This window comes from Geodermatophilus sp. SYSU D00696, from assembly GCF_054050235.1.
This window is the reverse complement of the sequence record NZ_JBJGYY010000007.1, coordinates 73,427-97,898: the sequence shown is the minus strand read 5'-3', so window position 1 is coordinate 97,898 and position 24,472 is coordinate 73,427. Positions and strand designations below refer to the sequence as shown.

Genomic DNA, 24,472 nt, shown 5'->3' with positions numbered 1-24,472 from the left:
GGCGGGTCAGGCGTCCTCGCGGACCACGGCGGCTCCCCGCGCCGGCACGACCACCTCGCCGTCGACCTCCCGGCCGGTGAGCAGCTCGGTCCCGCGGGCCGGGACGCGCTGCTCCCGGCCGGTGTGGTCGAGGCAGAACAGGTAGGAGCGCGCGCCGTCGTCGGACACCCGGCGGACCACCTCCACGCCCGGCGGCACGGCCGCGACCGGCCCCACGTCGGCCTCCTCGAGCACCCGGCGCAGCAACGCGTCCCAGGAGGCGTCGTCGAGCTGGGTGGCGACGTACCAGGCGACGCCCCCGCCGGGCAGCGGGCGACGGGTGACCGCGGGCTGGCCGGGCACCGGCCCGGCGAGCACCCGGGCGACGACCTCGACGTCGTCGCCGACCGTGCCCTCCTCGGACCAGACCGTCCCCCGCCAGCCGTGCTCGAGCTCGAGCACCTCACCGGGCAGCAGGGGCAGCACCTCGGTCATCCGCACCCCGAGCAGGTCGCGGAAGGCGCCCGGGTAGCCGCCGAGGCGGACGTGCTCGTGCTCGTCGACGACGCCCGACGAGCACGTGACGACGACGTGGGCTCCCGCGGCGCCCGCGGCGGCGATCGCCTCGGCGGTGGCGTCGGTGCACAGGTGCAGGGTCGGGACGACGACGACGCGGTGGGCGGCCAGCCGCTCGGCCAGGTCGTCGGCTGCCACGGGGACGACATCGCTGGTGACCCCGGCCGCGCGCAGCACACGGTGCACCGCGCGGCCGGCGTCGAGGTAGCGCAGCAGCTCGGTGGGCCGGGAGGGGGCGTCGTTCGCCCACCAGGCCTGGTGGTCGAACACCTGTGCCACGTCGGCCTGCACCCGCGTGCCGCGGACCTCGTCGAGGCTGCGCAGCGCCCGGCCGAGCTCCGTGACCTCCCGCCAGGTGCGCGACTCGGTGCCGGCGTGCGGCAGCAGGCCCGAGTGGTGCTTCTCCGCGCCGGCCCGGCTGGCCCGCCACTGGAAGAAGCAGATGCCCTCGGCGCCGCGGGCGACGTGCACGAGGCTGTCGCGGACCGCCTCTCCGGGCCGCTTGGCGACGTTGACCGGCTGCCAGTTGACCGCGGAGGTCGAGTGCTCCATCAGCAGCCAGCGCCCGCCCCCGGCCAGGCCGCGGGTGAGGTCGGCGCAGAAGGACATCTCGGCGTGCGGGTCGGGCAGCCGGTGGTCGAGGTAGTGGTCGTTGGAGACCACGTCCTGGGTGGGCGCCCAGACGCCGTAGTCCATGGCCCACTGGTGGCTGGTGACCATGAAGTTGGTCGTGACAGGGACGTCCGGGGTGATCCGGCGCAGCACCTCGGCCTCGGCGAGGTACTGGTCGAGCAGCTCGTCGGAGGAGAAGCGCAGGTAGTCCAGCCGCTGCGTGGGGTTGCCGGTGGCCGTCGTCCGCCGCGGCACGCCGACCTCGGCCCAGTCGCCGTAGCGCTGGCTCCAGAACGCGGTGCCCCAGGCCTCGTTGAGCGCCGCCAGCCCGTCGGTGCCGGTGCCGTAGCGGCGCTGCAGCCACCTGCGGAACGCCTCGGCCGACACGTCGCAGTAGCAGTGCACGTTGTGGCAGCCGAGTTCGTTGTTGACGTGCCACATGGCCAGCGCGGGGTGCTCGGCGTAGTGCCGGGCCAGGTGCTCGACCAGCGCCAGGGAGCGCTGCCGGAACACCGGCGAGGACGGGCACCAGGTCTGTCGCCCGCCGATGGCGAAGCGGGTGCCGTCCTCGGCGACGGGCAACACCTCCGGGTGCAGCCGGGCCAGCCACGGCGGCGCGGACGCCGTCGCGGTGGCCAGGTCGACCCGGATGCCGCCCTCGTGCAGCAGGTCCACGACCTCGTCGAGCCAGCCGGTCTCGAAGCGCCCCGGCTCGGGCTCGAGGAGGGCCCAGCTGAACACCCCGACGGTGACCAGGTCGACGCCGGCCTCCCGCATGAGGGCGACGTCCTCGGCCCACACTTCGCGCGGCCACTGCTCGGGGTTGTAGTCCCCGCCGAAGGAGATGGAGTCGGTGGGCCAGCGGCTCACCTGTCCGACCCCGCCGACAGCCCGGCCCGCCAGTACCGCTGCAGGACCAGGAAGGTGATGATCAGCGGGATCACCGAGACCAGCGAGCCGACGACGGTGAGGATCTGCAGCTGCGGGTCGCGCGACACCTGGGACTGCCAGGAGTACAGGCCGAAGGTGATCGGCCAGAGGTCGTTGTTGCGCAGCATGATCAGGGGCAGCAGGAAGTTGTTCCAGATGACGACGAACTGGAAGAGGAAGATCGTCACCAGCGCCGGGCTCATCAGCCGGACGGCGATGGTGGAGAAGATCCGCCACTCGCTCGCACCGTCGAGCCGGGCGGCGTCGATCAGCTCGTCGGGGACCGAGGCGGCCGCGAAGATGCGCGACAGGTACACCCCGAACGGGCTGACGATGCTCGGCAGGAACACCGCCCAGAAGGTGTTGGTGAGCTCCACCCGCGCGAAGAGAAGGAACAGCGGCAGGGCCAGCGCGGTCGCCGGCACCAGGACCCCGCCGAGGACGATGGAGAACAGCAGCTCCCGGCCGCGGAACTCGTACTTGGCCATGGCGTAGCCGGCCATGGCTGCCAGCAGCGTGCCCACCGCGGCGCCGAGCCCCGCGTAGAGGAGGCTGTTGAGCGCCCAGCGCAGGAAGATGCCGTCCTCGCGGGCGAAGAGCGCCGCCAGGTTGGCCCCGAGGTTCCAGTCGGCGAACCAGAAGCCGTTGCTGTTGATCAGGTCCGGCTGGGACTTGGTCGAGTTGACGACCAGCCAGTAGACCGGCAGCAGGAAGTACACGGCCGCGGCGACCAGGACGAGCATCGCCGCGGTCACCGAGACCGGGGACTCCTGGGTGGCCCCCCTGCGCGCCAGCCGCGACCGCGGCGGGCTGGTGCTCTGCTTCCCGCCCTGGACGGGCGCCGCGGTGCTCACAGTCCCGACCGCCTCGAGGTCGCCCGCAGGAACGCGAAGGAGAGGATGAAGGTCGCAAGGGCCAGGACCACCGACATGGCGGCGGCCAGCGGGTAGTTGTTGGCACTCGCCGCCGTGTAGGCGAGCAGGTTCGGGGTGTAGCTCGACGTCACGTTGGTCGAGATCAGCCGGAACACGACCGGCTCGGTGAACAGCTGCAGCGTGCCGATGATCGAGAACACCCCGGTGAGGACGAGCGCGGGCAGCACGAGCGGGATCTTGATCGACCAGGCGGTGCGGATGCCGCCGGCGCCGTCGACCTTGGCGGCCTCGTAGACCGACTGCGGGATCGCCTGCATCGCCGCGAAGATGATCAGCATGTTGTACCCGGTGTAGGTCCAGGTCACGACGTTGGCGATCGACCACAGGATGCTGCCCGAGCCGAGGAAGTCGACCTCGACCCCGACGTCCTCCAGCAGACCCACGATCGGGCTCAGCTGCGGGCTGTAGAGGAACGCCCACATCAGCGCCGCGATGACCCCGGGGATGCCGTAGGGCAGGAAGAAGGCGATCCGGAAGGTGCGCTTGAGACGGGCCACCGCCGAGTCCAGCAGCAGGGCGAGCAACAGGGCGAACCCGAGCATGATCGGCACCTGCACGACGCCGAACAGCAGGACCCGCCCGACCCCCTCGAGGAAGGCCGGGTCGGTGACCACCCGGGAGTACTGCTCCAGCCCGGCGAAGGTGGTGGTCGTCTCGCCGAAGATCCCGCCGGTGCGCTCGGTCTTGGTCAGGCTCTGACCGATCGCGTAGCCGATGGGCAGCAGGTAGAAGAGGACGAACGGGACCAGGAACGGCAGGGTGAACCAGATCCAGGCCCGGGACCGGACCGCCGTCCTCCCCTGCCGCCGCGGTGCGGCGGCAGGGGAGGAGGGGCTGGTCGGCGGGGCGACGACGGTCATGACCGGTGCGAGGTCAGTCCGCGACCTGGACGCCCTGGCTCTCCAGCGACTCCACCGACGCGGCCTGGGCATCGGTCAGCGCGTCCGAGAGCGTGCCCTGGCCGTTGAGGGCGGCGGTGAAGCCGTCGCTCATGGCCGTGTAGGTGTCGGTCATGGTCGGGCCCCAGGTGAAGTCGGTGTCGACCTGACCCGACGCCTCGGTGAAGATCGAGAAGATCTCCTGGCCGCCGTAGAAGTCGACCCCCTCCTGCAGGGCGGGCAGCTCCGAGCCGGCGTTGGCCGCGGGGAAGAGGCCACCGAGCTCGTTGGCCATGGCCAGCGCCTCGGGGTCGGTGTTCAGCCACAGCGCGAAGCGCGCCGCCTCGGCAGGGTGCTCCGTACCGGAGAGGACGGCGGTGGTCGACCCACCCCAGTTGCCCGCGGCCTGGTCGCCCTCGCTCCACTGCGGCATGGGGGCGACCCGCCACAGCCCGGCGGTGTTGGCCGCGTTGTCCCGGATGGTCGAGTAGCCCCAGGCCGCGGACGGCCAGCTGGCCACCTGGCCGGAGTTCCACGCGGCGTAGAGATCGGGCGAGAAGCCCTGCAGGTTGGTGGCGACGAGGTCCTCGTCGATCATCCGCTGCCAGTAGTCCGCCACCTCCTGCGCCTCCGGGCTGTCGACGTTGACCTGGACCTGGTCGCCGTCGAGCTCGAACAGGCTCGCGCCGCGCTGCCACAGCAGGCCGGTGAACCAGTTCGCGTCGCCCTGCGGGAAGTGGGTGATGTAGGCGCCGGTGGCCTGCTTGAGCTGCTGCGCGGCCTGGTAGTACTCCTCCCAGGTGGCCGGCGGCTCGGTGATGCCGGCCTGCTGGAAGAGGTCCTCGCGGTAGAAGAGCGCCATCGGGCCGGTGTCCTGCGGGATCGCGTAGACGCCCTCGTCACCCAGCTGCACCTGCGACCACGTCCAGTCGACGAAGTCGCCGGAGGCGTCCTCGACGCCCTCGCAGGCGCTGATGTCCTGCAGCCCGTCCTGGAGCCGGAAACTCGACAGCGAGTCGTACTCGATCTGGCTGAGGTCCGGCGCCGTCCCGGCCTCCAGGCCGTTGAACAGGTTGCTGTAGGTGCCGGCGTTGCCGGCCGGGGTGGTCTCCACCTCGACCTGGACGTCGGGGTTCTCCTCGTTCCACATGGCCACGACCTCGTCCATGCCGGGCACCCACGTCACGAAGTTGAGCGTGACCTCGCCGTCGGACGCGGCACAGTCGGTGGAGCCACCGCCTCCGCCGCCGCCCGCGGCCGTGTCGTCGTCCCCGCCGCCGCAGGCTGCCAGGGCGAGCATGGGAAGGGTCATGGCGGCCACCATCAGGCGGCGCTGGTGCTTCACAGAGAACTCCTCGTCATTGGGGGGTCCGGCAGAGGGTGACTGTTGCGCCGAGGCGGAGTCAAGGAGCCGGGCCGTGGCTCGCGACACCCCACTCCTCGGCGCTGCCGACGACGGCGAGATCCCCCTCGAGGTCGGTCCGGTGCACCCTCGTTCCGGCCCTGGCCAGGGCCGATACGAGACGCGGCGCCGGGTGGCCGTAGGTGTTGTGCGCCCCCACCGAGACGATCGCGACCCGGGCGCCGACCGCTGCCAGGAACGCCGGGTCGGCGTCGGCGCTGCCGTGGTGGGGGACCTTGAGGACGTCGGCGGTGAGGTCCACCCCGCGGTCGAGCAGCCGCGCCTCGGCGGAGGCGCCGAGGTCCCCGGTGAGCAGCACCCGCAGGCCCCGGTGGGTGACCCGGACGACCAGGGACAGGTCGTTGGGCTCGGCGGCCGCCGTGGCGATCTCGGGAGGCGGCGCGAGGACCTCCAACCGTGCGCCGCCGACCGTCCGCACGTCGCCCGGCTCGAGCACCTCCCGGCGTGCCCCGGCGCGGGCGGCCTGCGCGTCCAGCGCTGCCCCGCGGTCGTCGGCCGGGGACAGCGTGCCGGTGGCGATCGTCCCGACCTCCCGCCCGGCCAGCGCGCCGGCCAGGCCCCCGGCGTGGTCGGCGTCGAGGTGGGAGAGCAACACGAGCGGGAGGGTGTCGACCCCCAGCCGGTGCAGGCACGCGTCGACCGGGCCGACCTCCGGTCCGGCGTCGACGAGCACGGCCTCCCCGGGGCCGGTGGGCACGACGAGGGCGTCCCCCTGGCCGACGTCGCAGGCGACCAGCACGGCGCCGGACGGCGGCCAGCCGCCGGCCACCTGGCGCAGCGGCCAGCCGAGCAGGACCAGCCCGAGGAGGACCGCGAGGGCCAGGGCGCGCAGCCGCCGCGAGCGCCACAGCACCAGCCCGGCGGCCACGAGCAGCGCGGTGAGCAGCAGCGCGCCTCGCGTGCCGGCCGGCCACCCGGTGGCCGCGTCGGGGAGGCCGGCGGCGGTCCGGGCGACGGCCACCAGCCACCGCACCGGCCAGCCGGCCACCCAGACGAGGGCGTCGCCGGCCGGCGGCGCGACCGGGCCGACGAGCGCGGCGAGCAACCCGAATACCGTCGCCGGCGCCACGGCCGGGGCCGCGAGCAGGTTGGCCGGCAACGACACGGGGCTGACCAGGCCCGACAGCCCGGCGACCAGCGGCGCGGTGGCCAGGCCGGCGGCCGCGGCCACCGCCACCGCGTCGGCGAGCACGAGGGGCCACCTGCGCCGCTGCAGCGCGCGGGACCACCCGGGCGAGAGCAGCACGATGGCCGCCGTCGCGGTCACCGACAGGGCGAAGCCGGCGTCCCACGCGAGCCGCGGGTCGAGCAGCAGCAGGACCGTCACCGCGGCCGCGAGTGCGGGCACCGCCACCCGGGAGCGGCCGGAGGCCAGGGCCAGGAGGCCGACGCCGCCCATGGCGGCCGCCCGGACGACACTGGCGGTCGGCCGGGCCAGCACCACGAACCCGGCGAGCGCGACGAGGGCGACCAGCGCCTGCACGCGGCGGTCGACGGCCCGGCGGCGCAGCGGTGCGAGCACCCCGGCGAGGACGATCGCCACGTTGGCGCCGGACACCGCGGTGAGGTGGGACAGCCCGGCGCGACGGAAGTCCTCGGTGAGCACCGGGTCCATGGCGCGGGTGTCCCCGACGACCAGGCCGGGCAGCAGGCCGGCCGCGGAGGGGTCCAGGACGCGGGCCGCCGAGCCGGCGAGCCCGTCGCGCACCCCGCCGGCCAGGCGCTGCACCCACGGCGGCTCGCCGACCGGGTGCGGGGGTCCACGCGCCGAGAGCCGGGCCACGATCCCCTCGGAGGCGGGCGCCGCGCGCACGGCGACCCGCGCCCGCACCCGCTGACCGGGCAGCAGGTCGGTCCAGCCGTCCACGGGCGCGAAGACCACGACGGGCGCGGTCAGGTCGACCGTCGAGCGGCCGTCGTCGAACGCGGTGACCGTGGCGTCGAGGGCCAGGCGCGGCGCGGCCGCGCTCCCGACCCGCCGGGGGTCCCCGTCCACCTCGAGGACCACGGCCACCGTGCCGTCCGCGCCGACCCCGGCCAGCGGGGAGGCGGCGTGGGCGGCCCCCCGCACGGCCGCGATCCCGGACGCGGTCGCCACCGCGCCGAGCACGGCGAGGACGACGAGCGCACCGGCCCGGTCCCGCCTGCGGGCCACGACGGCGGCGCCGACCACCGCCCCGGCCGCGACGGCGGCCGATGCGGCCGGGGGGACGTGGACCGCGCCGAGGGTGACGGTCCAGACGGCGACGGCGACGGGAACTAGCCGCAGGTCGAGCCAGGTCCGGCGGACCGGTGGCGGGACCGTCACACCCGCACCAGGTCGGCCAGCTCGGCGTAGATGGTCGGACCGATGCCGGGGACGTCGTCGAGCTGCTCGACGCTGGTGAAGCGGCCGTTCCGGTCGCGGTGGTCGACGATCCGCTCGGCCAGGACCGGGCCGATGCCGGGCAGGGCGTCGAGGTCGGCGGCCGTGGCGGTGTTGAGGTCCAACGGCCCGCCCGGGGGTCCGATCCCGGCCGGCGCGGCCGCCGGTGCGGCGCCGGGCACGCCGACGGCGATCTGCTGGCCGTCGGTCACGACCGCGGCCAGGTTGACCGACGCGGGGTCGGCCTCGGGCAGCAGCCCGCCGGCCGCGGCGACCGCGTCGGCCACCCGGGCGCCCTCGGGCAGGGTCACCAGGCCGGGCCGCACCACCAGGCCGACGACCGAGACGACGACGGTCGCCTGCGTCCCGGCGGGCTCCCCCACCGCGGGCGCATCCGGTGCCGCCGGGGCGGAGGTCACGGCCGGCGGCGCGGGCTGCACGCTGGGCCGGTCGAGCCAGGTCCAGCCGGCCACCGCCAGGGCGGCGAGGAGGCCGGCCGCCCACAGCGCCCAGGTGCCGCGCCGGCCCGGGTCGACGCGCACCGCCCGCGCCGCCGCCCGGTGCCGTCCCGGGTCGTGCGGTCCCTCGTCCGCGGCCTCGTCGGGCCCGCCGTCGGCGTGGTCGTCAGGCGTGTGGTCGTCGGCGTCGTCGCGGGGGTCGTCGGGCAGCCAGCCGGACCGGCGGCCCTCGTCGAGGAGTACCCGGAGCCGGGCGCGGATGACGTCGGCGTCGTCGCGGCGGGAGGTCAGGCGCACCCGGCGGACGCTAGAGACGACGTCGGCCGCCGCGGGCCCTCCGGCGGGCGCCTGTGGACGGCCTCCCCGCCTGTGGACGGGCCGGAGCCGGATCCGGGCACCCGGGTGCACCCTGCGCCGGTGACCCACCTCCTCCGGTCAGTCCCCGCGCCGCTCCGCGCCGGTGCCGGGCTCCTCGCCCTGATCGGGTTCCTGCTCCGCCGGTGCCACCACGACGCCGACCGCACCGGGTCCGACGTGCGCGCCGATGACCGCGCCCAGTTCGCTGACGTGCAGCTCCCGGATGCCGGGGATCGCCTCGCGCAACTGGGCGGCCAGCTTCTCCGCGCGCTCGGCGGCGGCCAGGTGGTGCACCGCCACGGAGGCGCCCGGCCCGCCCGCGGCCTCCGCCGCCCGCTGCACCAGACGGGTGATGGCGCGGGCGGTGGTCCGCACCCGCTCGAGGGGCACCACCCGCCCGTCGACCACGTGCAGCACCGGCTTGATCGACAACGCGGTGCCCAGCAGCGAGGCGGCGGAGCCGATGCGGCCACCGCGGCGCAGGTGCTCGAGTGTGTCGACGACGAACAGCGTGCGGGTGCGCGCCGCGGTGCCGTTGGCCGCGGCGGCGACCGTGGCGGCGTCCGCGCCCTCCGCGGCGGCGCGCGCGGCGGCCAGGACCGCGAAGCCGGTGCCCATCGCCGTCGACCGGGTGTCGACGACGGTGACCACGTGCTCCCCGACCTGGGCGGCGGCCAGCCGGGCGGCGTCCCAGGTGCCGGAGAGGTCGGCCGACAGGTGGACGGAGACGACCCGGTCGGCGCCGGCGGCCAGTCGCCGGCGGTAGGCCGCGACGAAGTCACCGGGCGTGGGCCGGGAGGTCGACACCCGCTGCCCGCGGACACTGAGCGCCCGGGCGACGTCCCCGGGGGTGATCTCCTCGCCCTCGCGTCCCGACCGGCCGGCGAGCACCACGTAGCAGGGCACCACCTCGATGCCGTACCGGGCGACGACCTCGGGAGGCAGGTAGGCCGTGGAGTCGGTGACCACGGCGACGGGCATCCGGCGAGGTTAGTCCGCGTCCGGCCGGACGACCGCTGGGGTGCCGACCGGCCGAGGCGCCGGCCTCAGGTCAGCGCGTCGGCGTCCTGGGCCGGCGGGGCGCCCTCCGGGGTGGCACCGGCGTCGAGCCCGGAGCGTCCGGCCCGCCCGTCCCCTTCCGCCCCGGGGACGACGGCGACGGAGCAGTTGTGCCGCAGCAGCCGCCACCGCTCCCCCTGCCGGGCGATCTCGCTCCAGCCGCAGTTGGCCAGCGGCCCGAACACCCGCCGGTGCTGCGGGCCGAGCCCGAGCAGGGCCTCGATCAGCCGTCCGGCGGTGCCGCCGTGGGTGACGACGACGGCGGTGTCCACCGCCGGCAGGTCGGCCAGCGCGGCCAGGGCGCGGGCCACGACGGCCGCGTTCTCCTCACCGCCGCGGCCCTGGACCGGCCTGCCGGCGAGCCAGTCGGCGTACTGGCCCGGGAACCGCTCGGCCACCTCCTCGCGGGTCAGCCCCTCCCAGCAGCCCAGCCCGTGCTCGCGCAGGCGCTCGTCGAGGTGCAGCGGGACGCCGAGCAGGGCGGTCAGCACCGCGGCCGTGTCGGCGGCACGGACGAGGTCGCTCGAGACGACGGCGGTCGACCCGCGACCCAGCCCGCCCGCGACCAGGTGGGGTGCGGTGCGCACCGCCTGCGCCCGGCCCTCGGCGTCCAGCGGCGGGTCCAGCTGGCCCTGGAACCGGCCGGTGGCGTTCCACTCGGTCCGCCCGTGCCGCCAGACGACCAGCCGCGGCACCGGGAGGTCGGGCAGGACGGCGGCCGTCACCGGCCCGTCGCGTCCCCGGGCTCCCCCGCCGTCCCGTCGAGCAGGGGGTCCCCCTCGAGCAGGTCGTCGTCGAGCAGGTCCTCGTCGGTGGTCCCGCCGGTCGCGTCCGCCGCCGGCTCGTCCGGGTCGGGCGCCAGCAGCGCCGGACCGGAGCCGGCCGGGTCCACGTCGTCCGCGGACAGGGTGCCGGCGGAGGCGCCGTCGCCGGCCGGGGCCGCGCGGTCGACGAACGGGATGGTCGGGCAGTCCTTCCACAGCCGCTCGAGGGCGTAGTAGGCGCGTTCCTCGGCGTGCTGGACGTGCACGACGACGTCGACGAAGTCGAGCAGCACCCAGCGGGCCTCGGCGACGCCCTCGCGCCGCACGGGCTTGATGCCCCGCCCGCGCAGCCGCTCCTCGACCTCGTCGACGATCGACTGCACCTGGCGCTCGTTGGGCGCGGAGGCCAGCACGAACGCGTCGGTGATCGCGAGCCGGTCGCTGACGTCGACGATCGACACGTCGGTCGCGAGCTTGTCGGCCGCGGCCTGGGCCGCGAGCAGTGCGGTCTCCCGCGCCTCGGCCGAGGCGGTCATCGGGGCACCTCCTGGAGGGGGGTCGAGGGTGGGTCGGACGGACCGGCGTCCGGCCGGTCGGCGCGTGGGGCGCCGGGCCGCCGCGGGCCCGCGTCTGATCGGTAGAGGCGGCGCTTCTCGATGTACTGGACCACCCCGTCGGGCACGAGGTACCAGACCGGCATGCCGCGGGCCACGCGGTCGCGGCAGTCGGTGGAGCTGATCGCCAGCGCCGGGACCTCCACCAGGCTGACCGCGCCCTCGGGCAGGTGCCCGTCGGCCAGGGTGAACCCGGGGCGGGTGACCCCGACGAAGTGCGCCAGCCGCAGGAACCGCTCGCTGTCGCGCCAGGTGAGGATCTGCGCGAGGGCGTCGGCGCCGGTGATGAAGAACAGCTCCGCGTCGGGCCGCTCCCGGTGCAGGTCGGTGAGCGTGTCGATGGTGTAGGTCGGGCCCTCGCGGTCGACGTCGACGCGGCTGACGGTGAAGCGCGGGTTGGAGGCGGTGGCGATGACGGTCATGAGGTAGCGGTCCTCGGCGGGACTCACCACCCGGTCGGTCTTCTGCCAGGGCTGACCGGTGGGCACGAAGACGACCTCGTCGAGCCCGAACAGGCCGGCCACCTCGCTCGCCGCCACCAGGTGGCCGTTGTGGACGGGGTCGAACGTCCCGCCCATCACGCCGATCCGGGTGCCGGTCACCGATCGAGCCTAGCCGGGCGGGACTGCCCGGGCCGGGCCGGACCGGTCACGCCGGGGCCCGCGGTCACGCCAGCGGTCGGGCCCGGCGGTCGCGGGACACCCGGTCCCGGCCGGCCACCGCACCCGGCCACCGGGACCGGGCGCGTCGGTCCCGGGCCGGGCGCTCCCCCGGGGTGGCTCAGAGGGTGGTGACGAAGTCGGCCAGCTGGGTGGCGTTGCGGCACTCGACCATGTCGACGACCTCGCCGTAGCGGTCGGCCGCCGAGTCGCCGCTGCCCCACAGCCGCCGCGGCTCGGGGTTGAGCCAGTGCGCCGAGCGGGCGCGGCGCACCAGGTCGGCCAGCACCGGCAGCCCCGGCTGGCGGTAGTTGGTCCGCCCGTCCCCGAGCACCAGCAGGGAGGTCTTCGGCCCGACGGCGGTCGGCCAGCGGTCGGCGAACACCTCGAGGGCGTTGCCGTAGTCGCTGTGCCCGTCGAAGGCCACGACGTCGGCCTCGCGCCCGATCCGCGCGATCGCGCCGGCGACGTCGGCGCCCGGGCGGAAGAACCGGGTCACCTCGTCGGTGGAGTCGACGAACGCGAACGCCCGCACGCCGGAGAAGTGCTCGCGCAGCGCCTGGGTGAGCATCAGCGTGAAGTGGCTGAACCCGGCCACCGAGCCGCTGACGTCGCAGAGCACCACCAGCTCGGGCTTGTGCACCACGCGCGGCCGGTGGTGGGTCACCACCGGCACCCCGCCGGTGCCCAGCGAGGCGCGCACCGTCCGGCGGAAGTCCAGCCGGCCCTCGCGGCCCATCCGCCGCCGCGCCGACAGCCGCGCCGCCAGCCGCCTCGCCAGCGGGGCCACCGCGCGGCGCAGCTCGGCGAGGTCGGACTGCTGCGCCCGCAGGAAGTCGACCTGCTCGGCCAGCGGCCGCACCGCGCTCCGCGCCACCCGCTCGCGGCCGCGCTCGGCGGCGCTGCGCCGGCGGACCTCGGCCTCCACCGCGGCCCGGAAGGCGGCCAGCCGCTCCCGCACGGTCTGCCGGGCCACCTGCTCGGCCAGCCCACCCCGGCCGCCCTCGCCGGGACCCCCGCCGAGCAGCCCGGCCAGCAGCTGGGCGACCAGCGTGTCCGGCGACAGCGCCCGCATCACCCGGTAGCCGAAGTAGGACTGCCCCGACGGCGAGGCCGGCGCCCGGCCGAGCTGCTCGACCGCCTGCCGGGCGAAGCGGCGCAGCGCCTCGTCGTCGCCCTCCAGCAGCAGCCGGGCCAGCTCCTCGCGCATCCGGTCGGCCAGGTCCCGCGGGTCGCCGTCGCCGTGCCCGTCGGGCAGGTCCAGCGTCAGGCCGTCGTCCCCGGACTCGTCGTCAGAGGAGGGGTCGCCGGGGTCGGCGGGACGGTCCGACAGCGGCCACCACAGGTCGAACAGCACGTCGTAGGCCGGCCGCTGCGACGCCCGCTGCAGCAGCACCGCCGCCAGCCCGTGACGCAGCTGCTCGCGCTCGAGCAGGTCGACCACCGTGAGGATCTCCGCGGCGTCGACGGCCTGGCTGATCCCCACCGGGATGCCGGCCTCGCGGACCGCGCGCACGAAGCCGTCCAGGTGACCGGCCAGGCCTCCCGGGGCCGCCGACGGCGCGGACATCAGTTGAGCCGCAACTCGGCGGCGGCGCGGTCCTGGTCGCTGGCGTGCTTGAGCACCACGCCCAGCGTCGAGCGGACCGCGGTCTCGTCGAGGGTGTCCAGGCCCAGCTCCAGCAGGGTCTGCGCCCAGTCGAGGGTCTCGGAGATCGACGGCGACTTCTTCAGCTCCATCGCCCGCAGCGCGCGGATGGTGCGCACCAGCTGCTCGGCCAGGCCCGGCGCCAGGTCGGGCACCCGCGAGAGCACGATCTCCCGCTCGCGCTCGGCCGACGGGTAGTCCAGCGAGAGGTACAGGCAGCGCCGCTTGAGCGCCTCGGACAGCTCGCGGGTGGCGTTGGAGGTCAGCACGACCGTGGGCCGGCGGGTGGCGGTCACCGTGCCGAGCTCGGGGATGGTCACCTGGAAGTCGCTGAGCACCTCCAGCAGCAGGCCCTCGACCTCGACGTCGGCCTTGTCGGTCTCGTCGATGAGCAGGACCGTCGGGTCGCTGCGCCGGATCGCGGTCAGCAGCGGCCGGGAGAGCAGGAACTCCTCGCCGAAGATGTCGTCGTGCACGGTGTCCCAGTCGGCGCCGTCCCCGCCCTGCGCGGCCTGGATGCGCAGCAGCTGCTTCTTGTAGTTCCACTCGTAGAGCGCCCGCGCCTCGTCGAGGCCCTCGTAGCACTGCAGCCGGATCAACTCCGCGCCCGTCGCCGTCGCCAGGGCCTTGGCCAGCTCGGTCTTGCCGGTGCCCGCGGGCCCCTCGACCAGCAGCGGCTTGCCGAGGCGGTCGGCGAGGAAGACCGTCGTCGCGATCCGCTCGTCGGGCAGGTAGCCGGCGGTCGACAGCCGCTTGCCGACGTCGGCGACGGAGGAGAACTGCGGCGACTGCGTCGGCGGGCGGGGCATGCGGCTCCTCGGGGGGCGGCCCGGGCGGCCCGGGCGCGGGCGGGTCAGCGGGTGTGGCCGTTCCCGGTGACGACGTAGGTGGTGCTGGTCAGCTCGGGCAGCCCCAGCGGCCCGCGCGCGTGCAGCTTCTGGGTGGAGATGCCGATCTCGGCGCCGAAGCCGAACTCGCCGCCGTCGGTGAACCGGGTGGAGGCGTTGACCAGGACGGCGGCCGCGTCGACCCCGGCGGTGAACGCCGCGATCGCGGTCGCGGAGTCGGCCACGATCGCCTCGCTGTGCCCGCTCCCCCACCGCGCGATGTGATCGAGCGCCGCGGGCAGGTCGTCGACGACGCGCACCGCCATGTCCATCGACAGGTACTCGGTGGCCCAGTCCTCGTCGGTGGCCGGGACGACGGCGTCGTGCGCGGCGCGGGCGCCGTCGTCGCCGTGCAGCGTCACGCCGGCGTCGGCCAGGGCGGTGAGCAGCCGCGGCAGGAACGGCACGTCGCGGTGCACGAGCAGGGTCTCCGCGGCGTTGCAGACGCTCACCCGGTGGGTCTTGGAGTTGAGCACGACCGCCTCGGCGACGGCGGCGTCGGCGGAGGCGTCGACGTAGACGTGGCAGTTGCCGACGCCGGTCTCGATCACCGGCACCTGCGCCTCGCGGACCACTCGCTGGATGAGCGAGGCCCCGCCGCGCGGGATGACCAGGTCGACGTGCCCGCGCGCGGACAGCAGCTCGCCCACCGAGGCGCGGTCGGCCGGGAGCAGCTCGACGGCGCCCTCCGGGAGACCGGCCTTCTGCCCCGCCTCGGCCAGCACCGCGACCAGCGCGGTGTTGGTGCGGTACGCCGACGCCGAGCCGCGCAACAGCGCCGCGTTGCCGCTCTTGAGGCACAGGCCCGCCGCGTCGACGGTCACGTTGGGCCGCGCCTCGTAGACGATGCCGACCACGCCGAAGGGCACCCGCACCTGCCGCAGCTCCAGCCCGTTGGGCAGCCGGGACCCGCGGACGACGTCACCGACGGGGTCGGGCAGGGCGACCAGCTCGCGCAGCGCCCCGGCGACCCCGGCCACCCGCCCGGCGTCCAGCCGCAGCCGGTCGAGCACCGACGCCGGGGTCCCGTCGGCCGCCGCGGCCTCGACGTCGAGCGCGTTGGCCGCCAGCACCTCGTCGGTGCGCTCGACCAGCGCGTCGGCCATGGCGGCGAGCGCGGCGTCCTTCACATCGGTGGGCAGCGTGCGCAGCACGCGGGCGGCGGCGCGGGCGCGCAGGACGGCGGCCCCGATCAGCGGCAGCTCGACGGCGTCGGACACGTCCCGGAGGGTACGCGCCGCCCCTCCTCCCCGGGCACGTCCCGACTCGTGTGAGAATGGTTCTCATGACCAGGACCGCGGTGCGAGTCGCCGCCGCTGCCGCGACCGCTCTCCTGCTCGCCGCCTGCGGCTCCTCCGACGGTGACGAGGCTGCCGCCGCCGAGGACGGCGTCCGGGTGCAGGCCGCCTTCTACCCCCTGCAGTGGGCGGCCGAGCGGGTCGGCGGCGACCGGGTGGACGTCGCCTCGCTCACCCCGCCCGGCGCCGAGCCGCACGACCTGGAGCTCACCCCGCAGGACGTCGCCGCGCTGACCGAGGCCGACCTGGTCGTCTACCTGGAGGGCTTCCAGCCCGCCCTCGACGACGCGGTCACCGAGGCCGGCGACGCCGCCTGGGACGCCGGACAGGCCGCCGACCTCTCGCTGACGACCGAGGCGCACGAGCACGAGGGCGAGAGCGAGGAGGAGCACGCCGAGCACGCCGACGAGGAGCACACCGGCGATGAGGTCACCGACCCGCACTTCTGGCTCGACCCCACCCGCCTGGCCGACGTCGGCGACGCACTGGCCGACCGGCTCGCCGAGGTCGACCCCGACGGCGCGGACACCTACAGGGCGAACGCCGAGGCGCTGCGCGGCGACCTCGAGGCCCTCGACGCCGAGATGCAGGAGGGGCTCGCCGACTGCGCGGTCACCACGCTGGTCACCGGCCACGACGCCTTCGGCTACCTCGCCGACCGCTACGGCCTGGAGGTGGTCGGCGTCAGCGGGCTGAGCCCCTCGGCCGAGCCCACCGCCGAGCAGCTGGCCGAGATCTCTACGCTGGTCCGGGAGCGCGGCGTGACGACCGTCTACACCGAGACCCTCGCCGACCCCGCCGTCGCCGAGACCGTCGCCGAGGAGGCCGGTGTGCAGACCGCCGTCCTCGACCCGATCGAGGGCCTGACCGACGAGTCGGCCGGCGACGACTACCTCGAGGTCATGCGGGCCGACCTGGCCACGCTGCAGGAGGGGCAGGGCTGCGCGTGACCGACCTCGCGCTCCGGCTGGCCGGCGCCACCATCGGCTACGGCGACGTCGCGATCGTCCGCGACGCCGACCTGACGGTGCGGCGCGGCGAGGCGGTCGCGGTGCTCGGCTCCAACGGCTCGGGCAAGACGACGCTCTCCCGCGGCCTGCTCGGCCTGGCCACCGTCCTCGGCGGCACCGTCGAGGTGCTCGGCGCCCCGGTCGGCCGCCAGCGCGAGCACGGCCGCATCGGCTACGTCCCCCAGCGGCACACCGTCAGCGGCGCGATGCCGGCCACCGTGCGCGAGGTGGTGGGCGTGGGCCGGCTGCCCCGGCTGGGCCTGTTCCGGCGGCCCGGCCCGCGCGACCGGGCCGCGGTCGCCGAGGCGGTCGACGCCGTGGGCCTCGCCGACCGGCTCGAGGACCCGGTGGCCGCCCTGTCGGGCGGCCAGCAGCGGCGGGTGCTCGTGGCCCGCGCGCTGGCCGCCGAGCCGGAGCTGCTGGTCATGGACGAGCCCACCGCCGGGGTCGACGCGGCCAGCCAGGCCGCGCTGGCCGCCGTGCTGGCGCGGGTGTCGGCGGCGGGCACGACCCTGCTCGTCGTGACCCACGAGACCGGGCCGCTGTCGGGCGTGCTCACCCGCGCGGTCGTCGTCGACTCCGGGCGCCTGACCCACGACGGCCCGCTCGCCGCCGTCGGCCCGGTGGCCGGCGCCGACTGCCACCACCCCGACGAGGCCGCGGCCCCGCCGGTGCGCGGGTACCGGCTCGACCAGCCGCGGCCTGCCCCCGACGCGGTCCGCGTGCGTGACGGGAGCCGCTGAGGTGGAGCTGCTCGAGTACGGGTTCATGCAGCGGGCGCTGCTGGCTTCGCTGATGGTCGGCCTGGCCGCGCCCGCCGTCGGGGTCTTCCTGGTGCAGCGGCGGCTGTCACTGCTCGGTGACGGGCTGGGCCACGTCGCGCTCACCGGCGTCGCCGTCGGCGTGCTCACCTCCACCGCGCCGGTGGGGACGGCGCTGGTCGCCGCCGTGCTCGGCGCGGTGCTCATCGAGCTCGTCCGCGCCCGCGGCCGCACCAGCGGCGACGTCGCGCTCGCCGTCCTGTTCTACGGCGGCATCGCCGGCGGCGTCGTGCTGCTCTCGCTGGCCCCGCGCGGGCAGGCGACCAACCTCGACGCCTACCTCTTCGGCGCCATCACCACGACGACCGGCGCCGACGTCGCCGTCTTCGCCGTCATCACCGTGGTGGTGCTGGCCGTCGTGTGGCTGCTCGGGCAGCGGCTGTACGCGGTGAGCGACGACGAGGAGTACGCCCGCGCCGTCGGCCTGCCGGTGCTGGCGCTCAACGTCGTCCTGGCCGTGCTGGTCGCCTCGACGGTCGTGCTCTCGATGCGGGTGGTCGGCCTGCTGCTGATCAGCGCGCTGATGATCCTGCCCAGCGCCATCGCCCAGCTCGTCGGGCGCAGCTTCCGCAGCACGCTGTACCTGGCCTGCGCGATCGGCGTCGTCGTCAGCGTCTCGGGCACCGCCGGCTCCTACTACACCGGCACCCCCTCGGGCGGCACGATAGTGCTGCTGGCCATCGCGCTGTTCCTCGTGGTCACCGCCGGGGCCGCGCTGCGCGAGGCGACGGCGCGGCGGCGGCACGTCCGCCGGGTCGAGGTGCACGCCGCCCACCCCCACGAGCACGGCGAGGGCTGCGGCCACCGGGCGGTACCGCACGGCGACCACCTCGACTACGACCACGACGGGCACCTGCACGCGCCGCACCGGACCGGCACCGGCACGCACTACGACGAGCACAGCGGCCACGACCACAGGGACCACGACCACGCGGCGACGCCCCCGGTGGGGACGGAGCGGCCGTGAGCGCCCCCGAGGTCCCGGTCCGCCGGCAGACACGGCAGCGGACGGCGGTGCTGACCCTGCTCGACGAGCTCGACGGCTTCCGCACCGCGCAGGACCTGCACGCCCTGCTCCGCGAGCGCGGCGACGCCGTCGGCCTGGCCACCGTGTACCGCGCGCTGCAGGCACTGGTCGACGACGGCCTGGTCGACGTGCTGCGCGGCGAGGACGGCGAGGCGGCCTACCGGCGGTGCTCGCCGGTGCACCACCACCACCTGGTGTGCCGGTCCTGCGGGCTCACCGTGGAGGTCGCCGACCCGCCGGTGGAGCGCTGGGCCGCCCGGGTGGCCGCCGAGCACGGCTTCGCCGACGTGCAGCACCAGCTGGAGGTGTTCGGCACCTGCGGCCGGTGCACTCCCGCTCAGCGGTAGGGGTCGGTCACCTCGCGCAGCCGGACGAGTGCCGCGCGCAGCTCGGCCGTGGTCTCCTCGCCGAGGTGGGCGGTCCACTCCGCCTCGACCTCGATCTCCACCCGGCGGGCGATCGCCACCAGTTCCCGGCCCCGCTCGGCGATCTGCACCAGCCGGGCGCGGGCGTCGGTCGGGTCGGGCACGCGACGCACGTAGCCGGCGCGCTGGAGCTGGTCGACGAGGTGGCCGGCGGTCTGCTTGGTGACCAGCGCCTGCGCGGCGAGGTCGGTCAGCCGGGTGCCGGCGGGGCCGATCCGGGCGGCGATGCGCGCCTGGGCCAGGGTGAGGTCGTCATGCCCCTCCGCCGCCAGGGCCGCGAGCACCCGGGCCTCCATCGCCCGGGTCGGGTAGAAGCACAGCAGGGCCAGGTTCTGGTGGTCGCTCTCCTGCCGGATCTCGTCGCGCAGGCTCACGGTCCCCCTTGACGGTAGTCAGATGTTCTGACTGAATGGTCAGACCATCTTACCAACACCGAGGGGGCCGTCGTGGACCTCGACGACGTGTGGCGCACCATCGACGCCCAGCGCTCGAGCCTGGCCGACCTGCTCGACGACCTGTCGCCGGCCGAGTGGGAGACACCGTCCCTGTGCGACGCCTGGCGGGTGCGCGACGTCGCCGCACACCTGACGCTGGCGCAGATGCGCCTGCGGGACGGGATCGTCCCCGCGATCCGCGCGGGCGGCAGCTTCAACCGGATCATCCGCGACACGGCGCTGCGCGTCGGCCCGCTACCCGCCGACGAGTACGGCCGGCGGATCCGGGCGATGGTCGGCTCGCGGAAGCGGGCGCCGTTCATCTCCCCCATCGAGCCGCTCACCGACGTGCTCGTGCACGGGCAGGACATCACGATCCCGTTGGGTCGCGAGCGGCCCGTCCCGCCGGTCCCCGCGGCCGTGTCGGCCAGGCGGGCCTGGGACATGAGCTTCCCCTTCGGCGTGCGGAGGCGGCTGGCCGGCCTGCAGCTGCGGGCCACCGACAGCGACCTCGTGCTGGGCGAGGGCGCACCGGTCGAGGGGACGACCGGTGACCTGCTGCTGGTGGTCACCGGACGCACCGCCACGCTGCACCGGCTCTCCGGCGAGGGCCTGCACCGGCTGCCGGCGGCAGAGGGCCGCCGGGAGGACTCGAGGAGGACGACATGACCCTGGGCGTGATGACGGACGTGTCCGCACCCGTGGAGGCCTACGACGCGGTGCACGCGGTGATGCTCCAGCGGAGCGGCCCGGCCGTCGACGGCCTGCTCGTGCACCTGGCCCGGCCCACCGCGGGCGGCTTCCAGGTGATCGACGTGTGGGAGTCCCGGGAGGCCTACGAGCGCGGGATCCGGGAGATCGTCGGCCCGGCGTCCGTGGAGGCGCTGGGCGGCCAGGCACCGCCGCCCAGGGTGGTCACCGAGTTCGAGGTCCGCGGCCTCGTGCTGCCGCGGGCCGGCGTCGCCGTCTGACGTCGCGCTCTCGTCGGAGAGGGGGACGAGGTGATGTGGGCGGTGATCGAGGACGCGTCCGCACCGGTGGAGCAGCCGTACGACGTGGTGGAGCTCTACGACACCGTGCACCGGCTGGTGCTGGAGCGCACCGGCGGGGTCGTCGACGGCCGGCTGGTCCAGCTGGCCTGGGCGACCGCGGACGGGTTGCGGGAGGTCGCGGTGTGGGAGTCCCGCGAGCAGTACGACCGCTACGGCCGCGAGGGCATCGGGCCGCTGGTCGCGGAGGTCCTCGCGGGGCGGCCGTGGCCGACCGTGGTGGTCACCCCGTTCGACGTCCGCGGCCTGGTGGTCCCGGCGGGCGTGGCGGCCCGCTGAGGCCCGGCGTCAGTTGAGGGCGCGGGTGCCGGGCGGCAGGACGCCGCCGCCGACCATGTCGACGACGGCGTCCTGCAGCGCGGTCAGCGCGACCCGCTGGGTGAACGGGCCGGTGGAGACGCGGGCGACGCCGAGCTCCTGCATCTCGCGGGCCGGGAGCGACGCGCCGGGGACGCTGATGAGCGACAGCCGGTTGCGCCCCAGGCCCTCGACCACCTCGGCGATCTCGTCGCGGTCGACCAGCCGCGGCACGAAGACCACCGGTGCGCCTGCCTCGAGGAACGCCTTCCCGCGGCGGATCGCCTCGGCGACCAGCTGGCCGCGGTCGGCCTCCTCCGGCGCGCGGACGAAGGCGTCGGTGCGCGCGTTGAGCACGAAGTCGATGCCGGCGTCGCGCCCGGCCCGCAGCACGGCCTCGACGGCGGCCACGGCCTCGTCCAGCGGCTTCATCTGGTCCTCGAGGTTGCCGCCGACGACGCCCTTCTCGATGGCCCGCCGCGCCGTCTCGCCGGCGTCGCCGTAGCCGGCCTCCATGTCCATGCTCACCGGCAGGTCCACGGCGGCAGCGATCCGGCCGACCATGTCCAGGTGCAGGTCGAGCGGGATGTTCTCGCCGTCCTCGTAGCCGAACGTGGCGGCGATGCCGTGGCTGGCGGTGGCCAGCGCCCGCACGCCGTCGGTGGCGGCCACCACCTGCGCCGAGACCACGTCCCACACGTTGGTGAGGACCAGGATCTCGGGGGCGGTGTGCAGGTCGAGCAGGGTCCGGGCGCGGGTCGCGAGGTCGGTCACGGCTCCCGACCGTACGGCTGGCGTCTAGCGGGACCGCAGTGAGCGCAGGGCGCTCTTGCGGGGCTCGCCGGTGAGCCGGTCGAGGAAGACCTTCCCGTCGAGGTGGTCGACCTCGTGCTGCAGACAGCGCGCCATCAGCCCCGAGCCCGACAGCTGCAGCGGCTCGCCGTGCACGTCGAAGCCCTCGACGACGGCGTGCATCGCCCGCACGGTCGGCGCCCAGATGCCGGGGATGGACAGGCACCCCTCGTCGCCGTCCTGGGTCTCCTCGGACAGCTCCACGATCCGCGGGTTGACCAGGTGGCCGATCTCGCCGTCGACGTTGTAGCTGAACACCCGGGCGCTCACCCCGATCTGCGGGGCGGCCAGCCCGGCGCGGCCGGGGTGGTCGACGGTCTCCACGAGGTCCCGCACCAGGGCGGCGAGCTCCTTGTCGAAGGCCCGCACCTCGTCGGCGGGCGTGCGGAGCACGGGGTCACCGAGCTCGCGGATGGGGCGGATCGTCACCCGGGCAGTCTCCCAGCCGCCCGCGGGCGCCCGACCAGCACCATCTCGTCGCGGTGCACGACCTCGCGCCGGTACTCCGGGTCCAGGTCGGGGGTGCGCCGGCCGAGCAGCCCGGGCAGCTCGCGGGCGTCGTAGGCGACCAGCCCGCGGGCGACGACGGCGCCGTCGGGCCCGACCAGCTCCACCGGGTCGTCGGCCAGGAAGTCGCCGTCCACGCCGGTGATGCCGGCGGCCAGCAGCGACGCCGACCGCTCGCGGACCGCGCGCACCGCGCCCTCGTCGAGCAGCAGCCGCCCGCGCGGCCGGCTGGCGTAGCGCAGCCAGAACTGCCGGCCCGAGGGACGGCGGCCGGTCGGCGCGAACAGCGTGCCCACCCGCTCCCCCGCCAGAGCCGCGGCCGCCTGCTGCGTCGAGGTGACGACGACGGGCACGCCGGCGCCCGAGGCGATGAACGCCGCCTCGACCTTGGTCGCCATGCCGCCGGTGCCCACCCCGTTGCGCCGGGCGGTGCCGAGCGTGACCGCCGCGAGGTCGCCCGGGCCGCCGACCCGGTCGACCAGCCGCGCCGGGCCGGTGCGCGGGTCGCCGTCGTAGACGCCGTCGACGTCGGAGAGCAGGACCAGCGCGTCGGCGGCGGCCACGTGCGCCACCAGCGCCGCGAGCCGGTCGTTGTCGCCGAAGCGGATCTCCTCGGTGGCGACGGTGTCGTTCTCGTTGACGATCGGCAGGACGCCGAGGGTGAGCAGCCGCTCCACGGTCTGGCGGGCGTTGCGGTAGTGGCCGCGGCGGGTGAGGTCGTCGGCGGTGAGCAGCACCTGCCCGACGACGATGCCGTGCCGGTCGAAGGCGTCGGCGTAGGTCTGTACCAGGCGCAGCTGCCCCACGCTGGCGGCCGCCTGCGCGGTGGCGAGGTCACGCGGGCGGCCCTCGACGCCGAGCGGCGCGAGGCCGGCGGCGATCGCGCCGGAGGACACCAGGACCACCTCGCGGCCCGCCGCCCGCACGGCGGCGAGGACGTCGACCAGCGCGCTCAGCCGCGCGGGGTCCAGCCCACCGGGCAGCGTGGTCAGCGACGAGGACCCGACCTTGACCACGACCCGGGCGGCGCCGGCGATCTCCGGGCGCACGGTCACGCGCCGTCCCCGGGCAGGTCGTCGTCGGGCAGGTCCTCGTCGGTCCAGGTCTCGGTGAGCTCGTAGGGCGTCCGGCGGGCCTTCTTGGCCGCCAGCCGCTCGGCGGCCCGCACGCGGTGCGGGGCGTCGATGCGGCTGTCGGTGCCCCGGCCGCCGAGGCCGGCGGTCTCCTCGGCGAGCGGGGTGCCGGCGGGCAGGCTGGGCTGGAAGTCGAAGGCGACGTCGCCGATGACGACCGTGTCGCCCTCCTGCGCGCCGAGCCGGGCGAGCTCGTCCTCCACGCCCAGGCGGTTGAGCCGGTCGGCGAGGAAGCCGACGGCCTCGTCGTTCGTGAAGTCGGTCTGCCGCACCCACCGCTCGGGCTTGACGCCGCGGACGACGAACGTGGTCGCGTCGTCGGGGTCGGGGGTGACGGTGAACCCGGAGTCGTCGACCGCGCGCGGCACGACGGTCACCCGGGCGGGCTCGGGCGCCGGCAGCGTGGCCCGGTACCGCTCGACGGCGGCGGCCAGCGCGTAGCCGAGCTCGGGCAGCCCCTCGCCGGTGGCGGCGCTGACGGGGAACACCTGCAGCCCGCGGGCCTCCAGCGCCGGGCGGACCAGGTCGACGAGCTCCCGCCCGTCGGGCACGTCGATCTTGTTGAGGACGGCGAACCGCAGCCGGCCGACGAGGTCCTCGCGGTACTGCGCCAGCTCGTGCTGCAGCGCGTCGATGTCGCTCTCCGGGTCACGGCCGGGCTCCAGGGTGGCCATGTCGACCACGTGCACCAGCACCGCGCAGCGCTCGACGTGCCGGAGGAACTCCAGGCCCAGCCCGCGGCCCTCGGACGCGCCGGGGATGAGCCCGGGGACGTCGGCCATCGTGAACACGGTGTCGCCGGCCCGGACCACGCCGAGGTTGGGCACCAGCGTGGTGAACGGGTAGTCGGCGATCTTCGGCCGGGCCGCGGACATCGCCGCGATCAGCGAGGACTTGCCCGCCGAGGGGAACCCGACCAGGCCGACGTCGGCGATGCTCTTGAGCTCGAGGACGGCGTCGAGGGCCTCCCCGGGCTCACCGAGCAGCGCGAAGCCCGGCGCCTTGCGGCGGGGGTTGGCCAGCGCGGCGTTGCCCAGGCCGCCCTTCCCGCCCTGGGCGAGCACGACCCGGGTGCCGGCACCGACGAGGTCGGCGATCACCTCGCCGTCGGGGGTGCTGACGACGGTGCCCTCGGGGACCCGCAGCACCCGGTCCTCGCCGTTGGCGCCGTTGCGGTGGCTGCCGGCGCCGGGGCGGCCGTTGCCGGCCTTCTGGTGCGGGCGGTGGTGGAAGTCCAGGAGGGTGTGGACGTTGGGGTCCACCTCGAGGACGACGTCCCCGCCGTTGCCGCCGTTGCCGCCGTCGGGGCCGCCGAGCGGCTTGTACTTCTCGCGGTGCACGGACGCGACGCCGTGACCGCCGTTGCCCGCGGCGACGTGCACGACGACGCGGTCGACGAACGCGGCCATGTCTGCTCTACCTGCTCACTGCCTCGGGAACGCCACGAGCGCACGGGCCGGCCGGCCCGTGCGCTC

At 75.6% G+C, this 24,472-nt stretch carries 25 protein-coding genes; 7 read left to right on the top strand and 18 right to left on the bottom strand.

The genetic code is table 11. From position 1 onward, the window contains the following. Positions 1-6: 6 nt before the first annotated feature. From ACI79O_RS06765 to ACI79O_RS06705, 13 genes are all read right to left on the bottom strand, one after another. Entirely contained in the window at positions 7-2,037 is a 2,031-nt protein-coding gene (locus tag ACI79O_RS06765; protein WP_456913639.1) for a beta-galactosidase, read from the bottom strand. Further along, positions 2,034-2,951, bottom strand: a complete 918-nt coding sequence (locus tag ACI79O_RS06760; RefSeq protein ID WP_456913638.1) for a carbohydrate ABC transporter permease — start codon at positions 2,949-2,951, stop codon at positions 2,034-2,036. The genes ACI79O_RS06765 and ACI79O_RS06760 overlap by 4 nt, the downstream gene beginning before the upstream one ends. Continuing rightward, positions 2,948-3,892: a carbohydrate ABC transporter permease gene (locus ACI79O_RS06755; protein WP_456913637.1), complete on the bottom strand. Its 945-nt coding sequence runs from the start codon at positions 3,890-3,892 to the stop codon at positions 2,948-2,950. Before ACI79O_RS06755 ends, ACI79O_RS06760 begins: the two co-directional genes overlap by 4 nt. A gap of 13 nt (positions 3,893-3,905) precedes the next feature. Further along, positions 3,906-5,255 (bottom strand): ABC transporter substrate-binding protein, encoded by a 1,350-nt coding sequence (locus tag ACI79O_RS06750; RefSeq protein WP_456913636.1) that lies wholly within the window; start codon positions 5,253-5,255, stop codon positions 3,906-3,908. A gap of 58 nt (positions 5,256-5,313) precedes the next feature. Next, positions 5,314-7,641 carry a ComEC/Rec2 family competence protein gene (locus ACI79O_RS06745; protein ID WP_456913635.1) on the bottom strand — a complete coding sequence of 776 codons (2,328 nt, stop codon included), beginning with the start codon at positions 7,639-7,641 and terminating at the stop codon, positions 5,314-5,316. Further along, on the bottom strand, positions 7,638-8,453 hold the full coding sequence (locus ACI79O_RS06740) for a ComEA family DNA-binding protein (protein ID WP_456913634.1): 816 nt from the start codon (positions 8,451-8,453) through the stop codon (positions 7,638-7,640). The genes ACI79O_RS06745 and ACI79O_RS06740 overlap by 4 nt, the downstream gene beginning before the upstream one ends. Positions 8,454-8,591: 138 nt before the next feature. After that, positions 8,592-9,494 (bottom strand): DegV family protein, encoded by a 903-nt coding sequence (locus tag ACI79O_RS06735; RefSeq protein WP_456913633.1) that lies wholly within the window; start codon positions 9,492-9,494, stop codon positions 8,592-8,594. 65 nt (positions 9,495-9,559) lie between these two features. Further along, positions 9,560-10,297, bottom strand: a complete 738-nt coding sequence (locus tag ACI79O_RS06730) for a histidine phosphatase family protein (RefSeq protein ID WP_456889036.1) — start codon at positions 10,295-10,297, stop codon at positions 9,560-9,562. After that, on the bottom strand, positions 10,294-10,872 hold the full coding sequence (gene rsfS, locus ACI79O_RS06725; RefSeq protein WP_456889037.1) for a ribosome silencing factor: 579 nt from the start codon (positions 10,870-10,872) through the stop codon (positions 10,294-10,296). Before rsfS ends, ACI79O_RS06730 begins: the two co-directional genes overlap by 4 nt. Then, a complete protein-coding gene (gene nadD / locus ACI79O_RS06720) occupies positions 10,869-11,552 on the bottom strand; it encodes a nicotinate-nucleotide adenylyltransferase (protein WP_456889039.1) in 684 nt (227 codons plus the stop codon). The genes rsfS and nadD overlap by 4 nt, the downstream gene beginning before the upstream one ends. 178 nt (positions 11,553-11,730) lie before the next feature. Further along, entirely contained in the window at positions 11,731-13,179 is a 1,449-nt protein-coding gene (locus ACI79O_RS06715; RefSeq protein WP_456889040.1) for a vWA domain-containing protein, read from the bottom strand. Beyond that, on the bottom strand, positions 13,179-14,066 hold the full coding sequence (locus ACI79O_RS06710) for an AAA family ATPase (RefSeq protein WP_456875588.1): 888 nt from the start codon (positions 14,064-14,066) through the stop codon (positions 13,179-13,181). Before ACI79O_RS06710 ends, ACI79O_RS06715 begins: the two co-directional genes overlap by 1 nt. A gap of 44 nt (positions 14,067-14,110) precedes the next feature. Continuing rightward, on the bottom strand, positions 14,111-15,364 hold the full coding sequence (locus tag ACI79O_RS06705) for a glutamate-5-semialdehyde dehydrogenase (protein WP_456889043.1): 1,254 nt from the start codon (positions 15,362-15,364) through the stop codon (positions 14,111-14,113). 65 nt (positions 15,365-15,429) lie between these two features. Here ACI79O_RS06705 and ACI79O_RS06700 point away from each other — a divergent pair, with 65 nt between their 5' ends. The 4 genes from ACI79O_RS06700 to ACI79O_RS06685 are packed head-to-tail and all read left to right on the top strand — an operon-like array spanning position 15,430 to position 18,647. Next, positions 15,430-16,392: a metal ABC transporter substrate-binding protein gene (locus tag ACI79O_RS06700; protein WP_456889044.1), complete on the top strand. Its 963-nt coding sequence runs from the start codon at positions 15,430-15,432 to the stop codon at positions 16,390-16,392. Beyond that, positions 16,389-17,195 carry a metal ABC transporter ATP-binding protein gene (locus tag ACI79O_RS06695; protein ID WP_456889046.1) on the top strand — a complete coding sequence of 269 codons (807 nt, stop codon included), beginning with the start codon at positions 16,389-16,391 and terminating at the stop codon, positions 17,193-17,195. Before ACI79O_RS06700 ends, ACI79O_RS06695 begins: the two co-directional genes overlap by 4 nt. Beyond that, entirely contained in the window at positions 17,179-18,240 is a 1,062-nt protein-coding gene (locus ACI79O_RS06690; protein ID WP_456913632.1) for a metal ABC transporter permease, read from the top strand. The genes ACI79O_RS06695 and ACI79O_RS06690 overlap by 17 nt, the downstream gene beginning before the upstream one ends. Continuing rightward, entirely contained in the window at positions 18,237-18,647 is a 411-nt protein-coding gene (locus ACI79O_RS06685; protein WP_456889048.1) for a Fur family transcriptional regulator, read from the top strand. Before ACI79O_RS06690 ends, ACI79O_RS06685 begins: the two co-directional genes overlap by 4 nt. Here ACI79O_RS06685 and ACI79O_RS06680 read toward each other — a convergent pair. Continuing rightward, on the bottom strand, positions 18,638-19,099 hold the full coding sequence (locus ACI79O_RS06680; protein ID WP_456913631.1) for a MarR family winged helix-turn-helix transcriptional regulator: 462 nt from the start codon (positions 19,097-19,099) through the stop codon (positions 18,638-18,640). The genes ACI79O_RS06685 and ACI79O_RS06680 overlap by 10 nt on opposite strands. A gap of 72 nt (positions 19,100-19,171) precedes the next feature. On the opposite strand from ACI79O_RS06680, the gene ACI79O_RS06675 reads away from it, so the two are divergent. The 3 genes from ACI79O_RS06675 to ACI79O_RS06665 are packed head-to-tail and all read left to right on the top strand — an operon-like array spanning position 19,172 to position 20,487. Continuing rightward, positions 19,172-19,828: a maleylpyruvate isomerase family mycothiol-dependent enzyme gene (locus tag ACI79O_RS06675; protein ID WP_456913630.1), complete on the top strand. Its 657-nt coding sequence runs from the start codon at positions 19,172-19,174 to the stop codon at positions 19,826-19,828. Continuing rightward, the gene (locus ACI79O_RS06670; protein ID WP_456913629.1) at positions 19,825-20,130 is read left to right on the top strand and encodes a hypothetical protein; all 306 of its coding nucleotides are present in this window, start codon (positions 19,825-19,827) and stop codon (positions 20,128-20,130) included. The genes ACI79O_RS06675 and ACI79O_RS06670 overlap by 4 nt, the downstream gene beginning before the upstream one ends. Before the next feature lie 42 nt (positions 20,131-20,172). Beyond that, positions 20,173-20,487: a hypothetical protein gene (locus ACI79O_RS06665; RefSeq protein ID WP_456913628.1), complete on the top strand. Its 315-nt coding sequence runs from the start codon at positions 20,173-20,175 to the stop codon at positions 20,485-20,487. Between the two features lie 9 nt (positions 20,488-20,496). Here the strand turns inward: ACI79O_RS06665 and ACI79O_RS06660 are convergent, their stop codons facing one another. Genes ACI79O_RS06660 through obgE form a run of 4 tightly spaced genes read right to left on the bottom strand, consistent with a single transcriptional unit; the run spans position 20,497 to position 24,406 of the window. Continuing rightward, complete coding sequence (locus tag ACI79O_RS06660) at positions 20,497-21,279, bottom strand: isocitrate lyase/PEP mutase family protein (RefSeq protein WP_456913627.1); 783 nt, start codon at positions 21,277-21,279, stop codon at positions 20,497-20,499. 24 nt (positions 21,280-21,303) lie between these two features. Beyond that, complete coding sequence (gene def, locus ACI79O_RS06655) at positions 21,304-21,786, bottom strand: peptide deformylase (RefSeq protein WP_456913626.1); 483 nt, start codon at positions 21,784-21,786, stop codon at positions 21,304-21,306. Then, positions 21,783-22,919, bottom strand: coding sequence for a glutamate 5-kinase (proB, locus tag ACI79O_RS06650; protein WP_456889061.1), 1,137 nt, complete (start codon positions 22,917-22,919; stop codon positions 21,783-21,785). Before proB ends, def begins: the two co-directional genes overlap by 4 nt. Then, positions 22,916-24,406: a GTPase ObgE gene (gene obgE / locus ACI79O_RS06645; protein ID WP_456913625.1), complete on the bottom strand. Its 1,491-nt coding sequence runs from the start codon at positions 24,404-24,406 to the stop codon at positions 22,916-22,918. The genes proB and obgE overlap by 4 nt, the downstream gene beginning before the upstream one ends. Between the last annotated feature and the right edge of the window lie 66 nt (positions 24,407-24,472).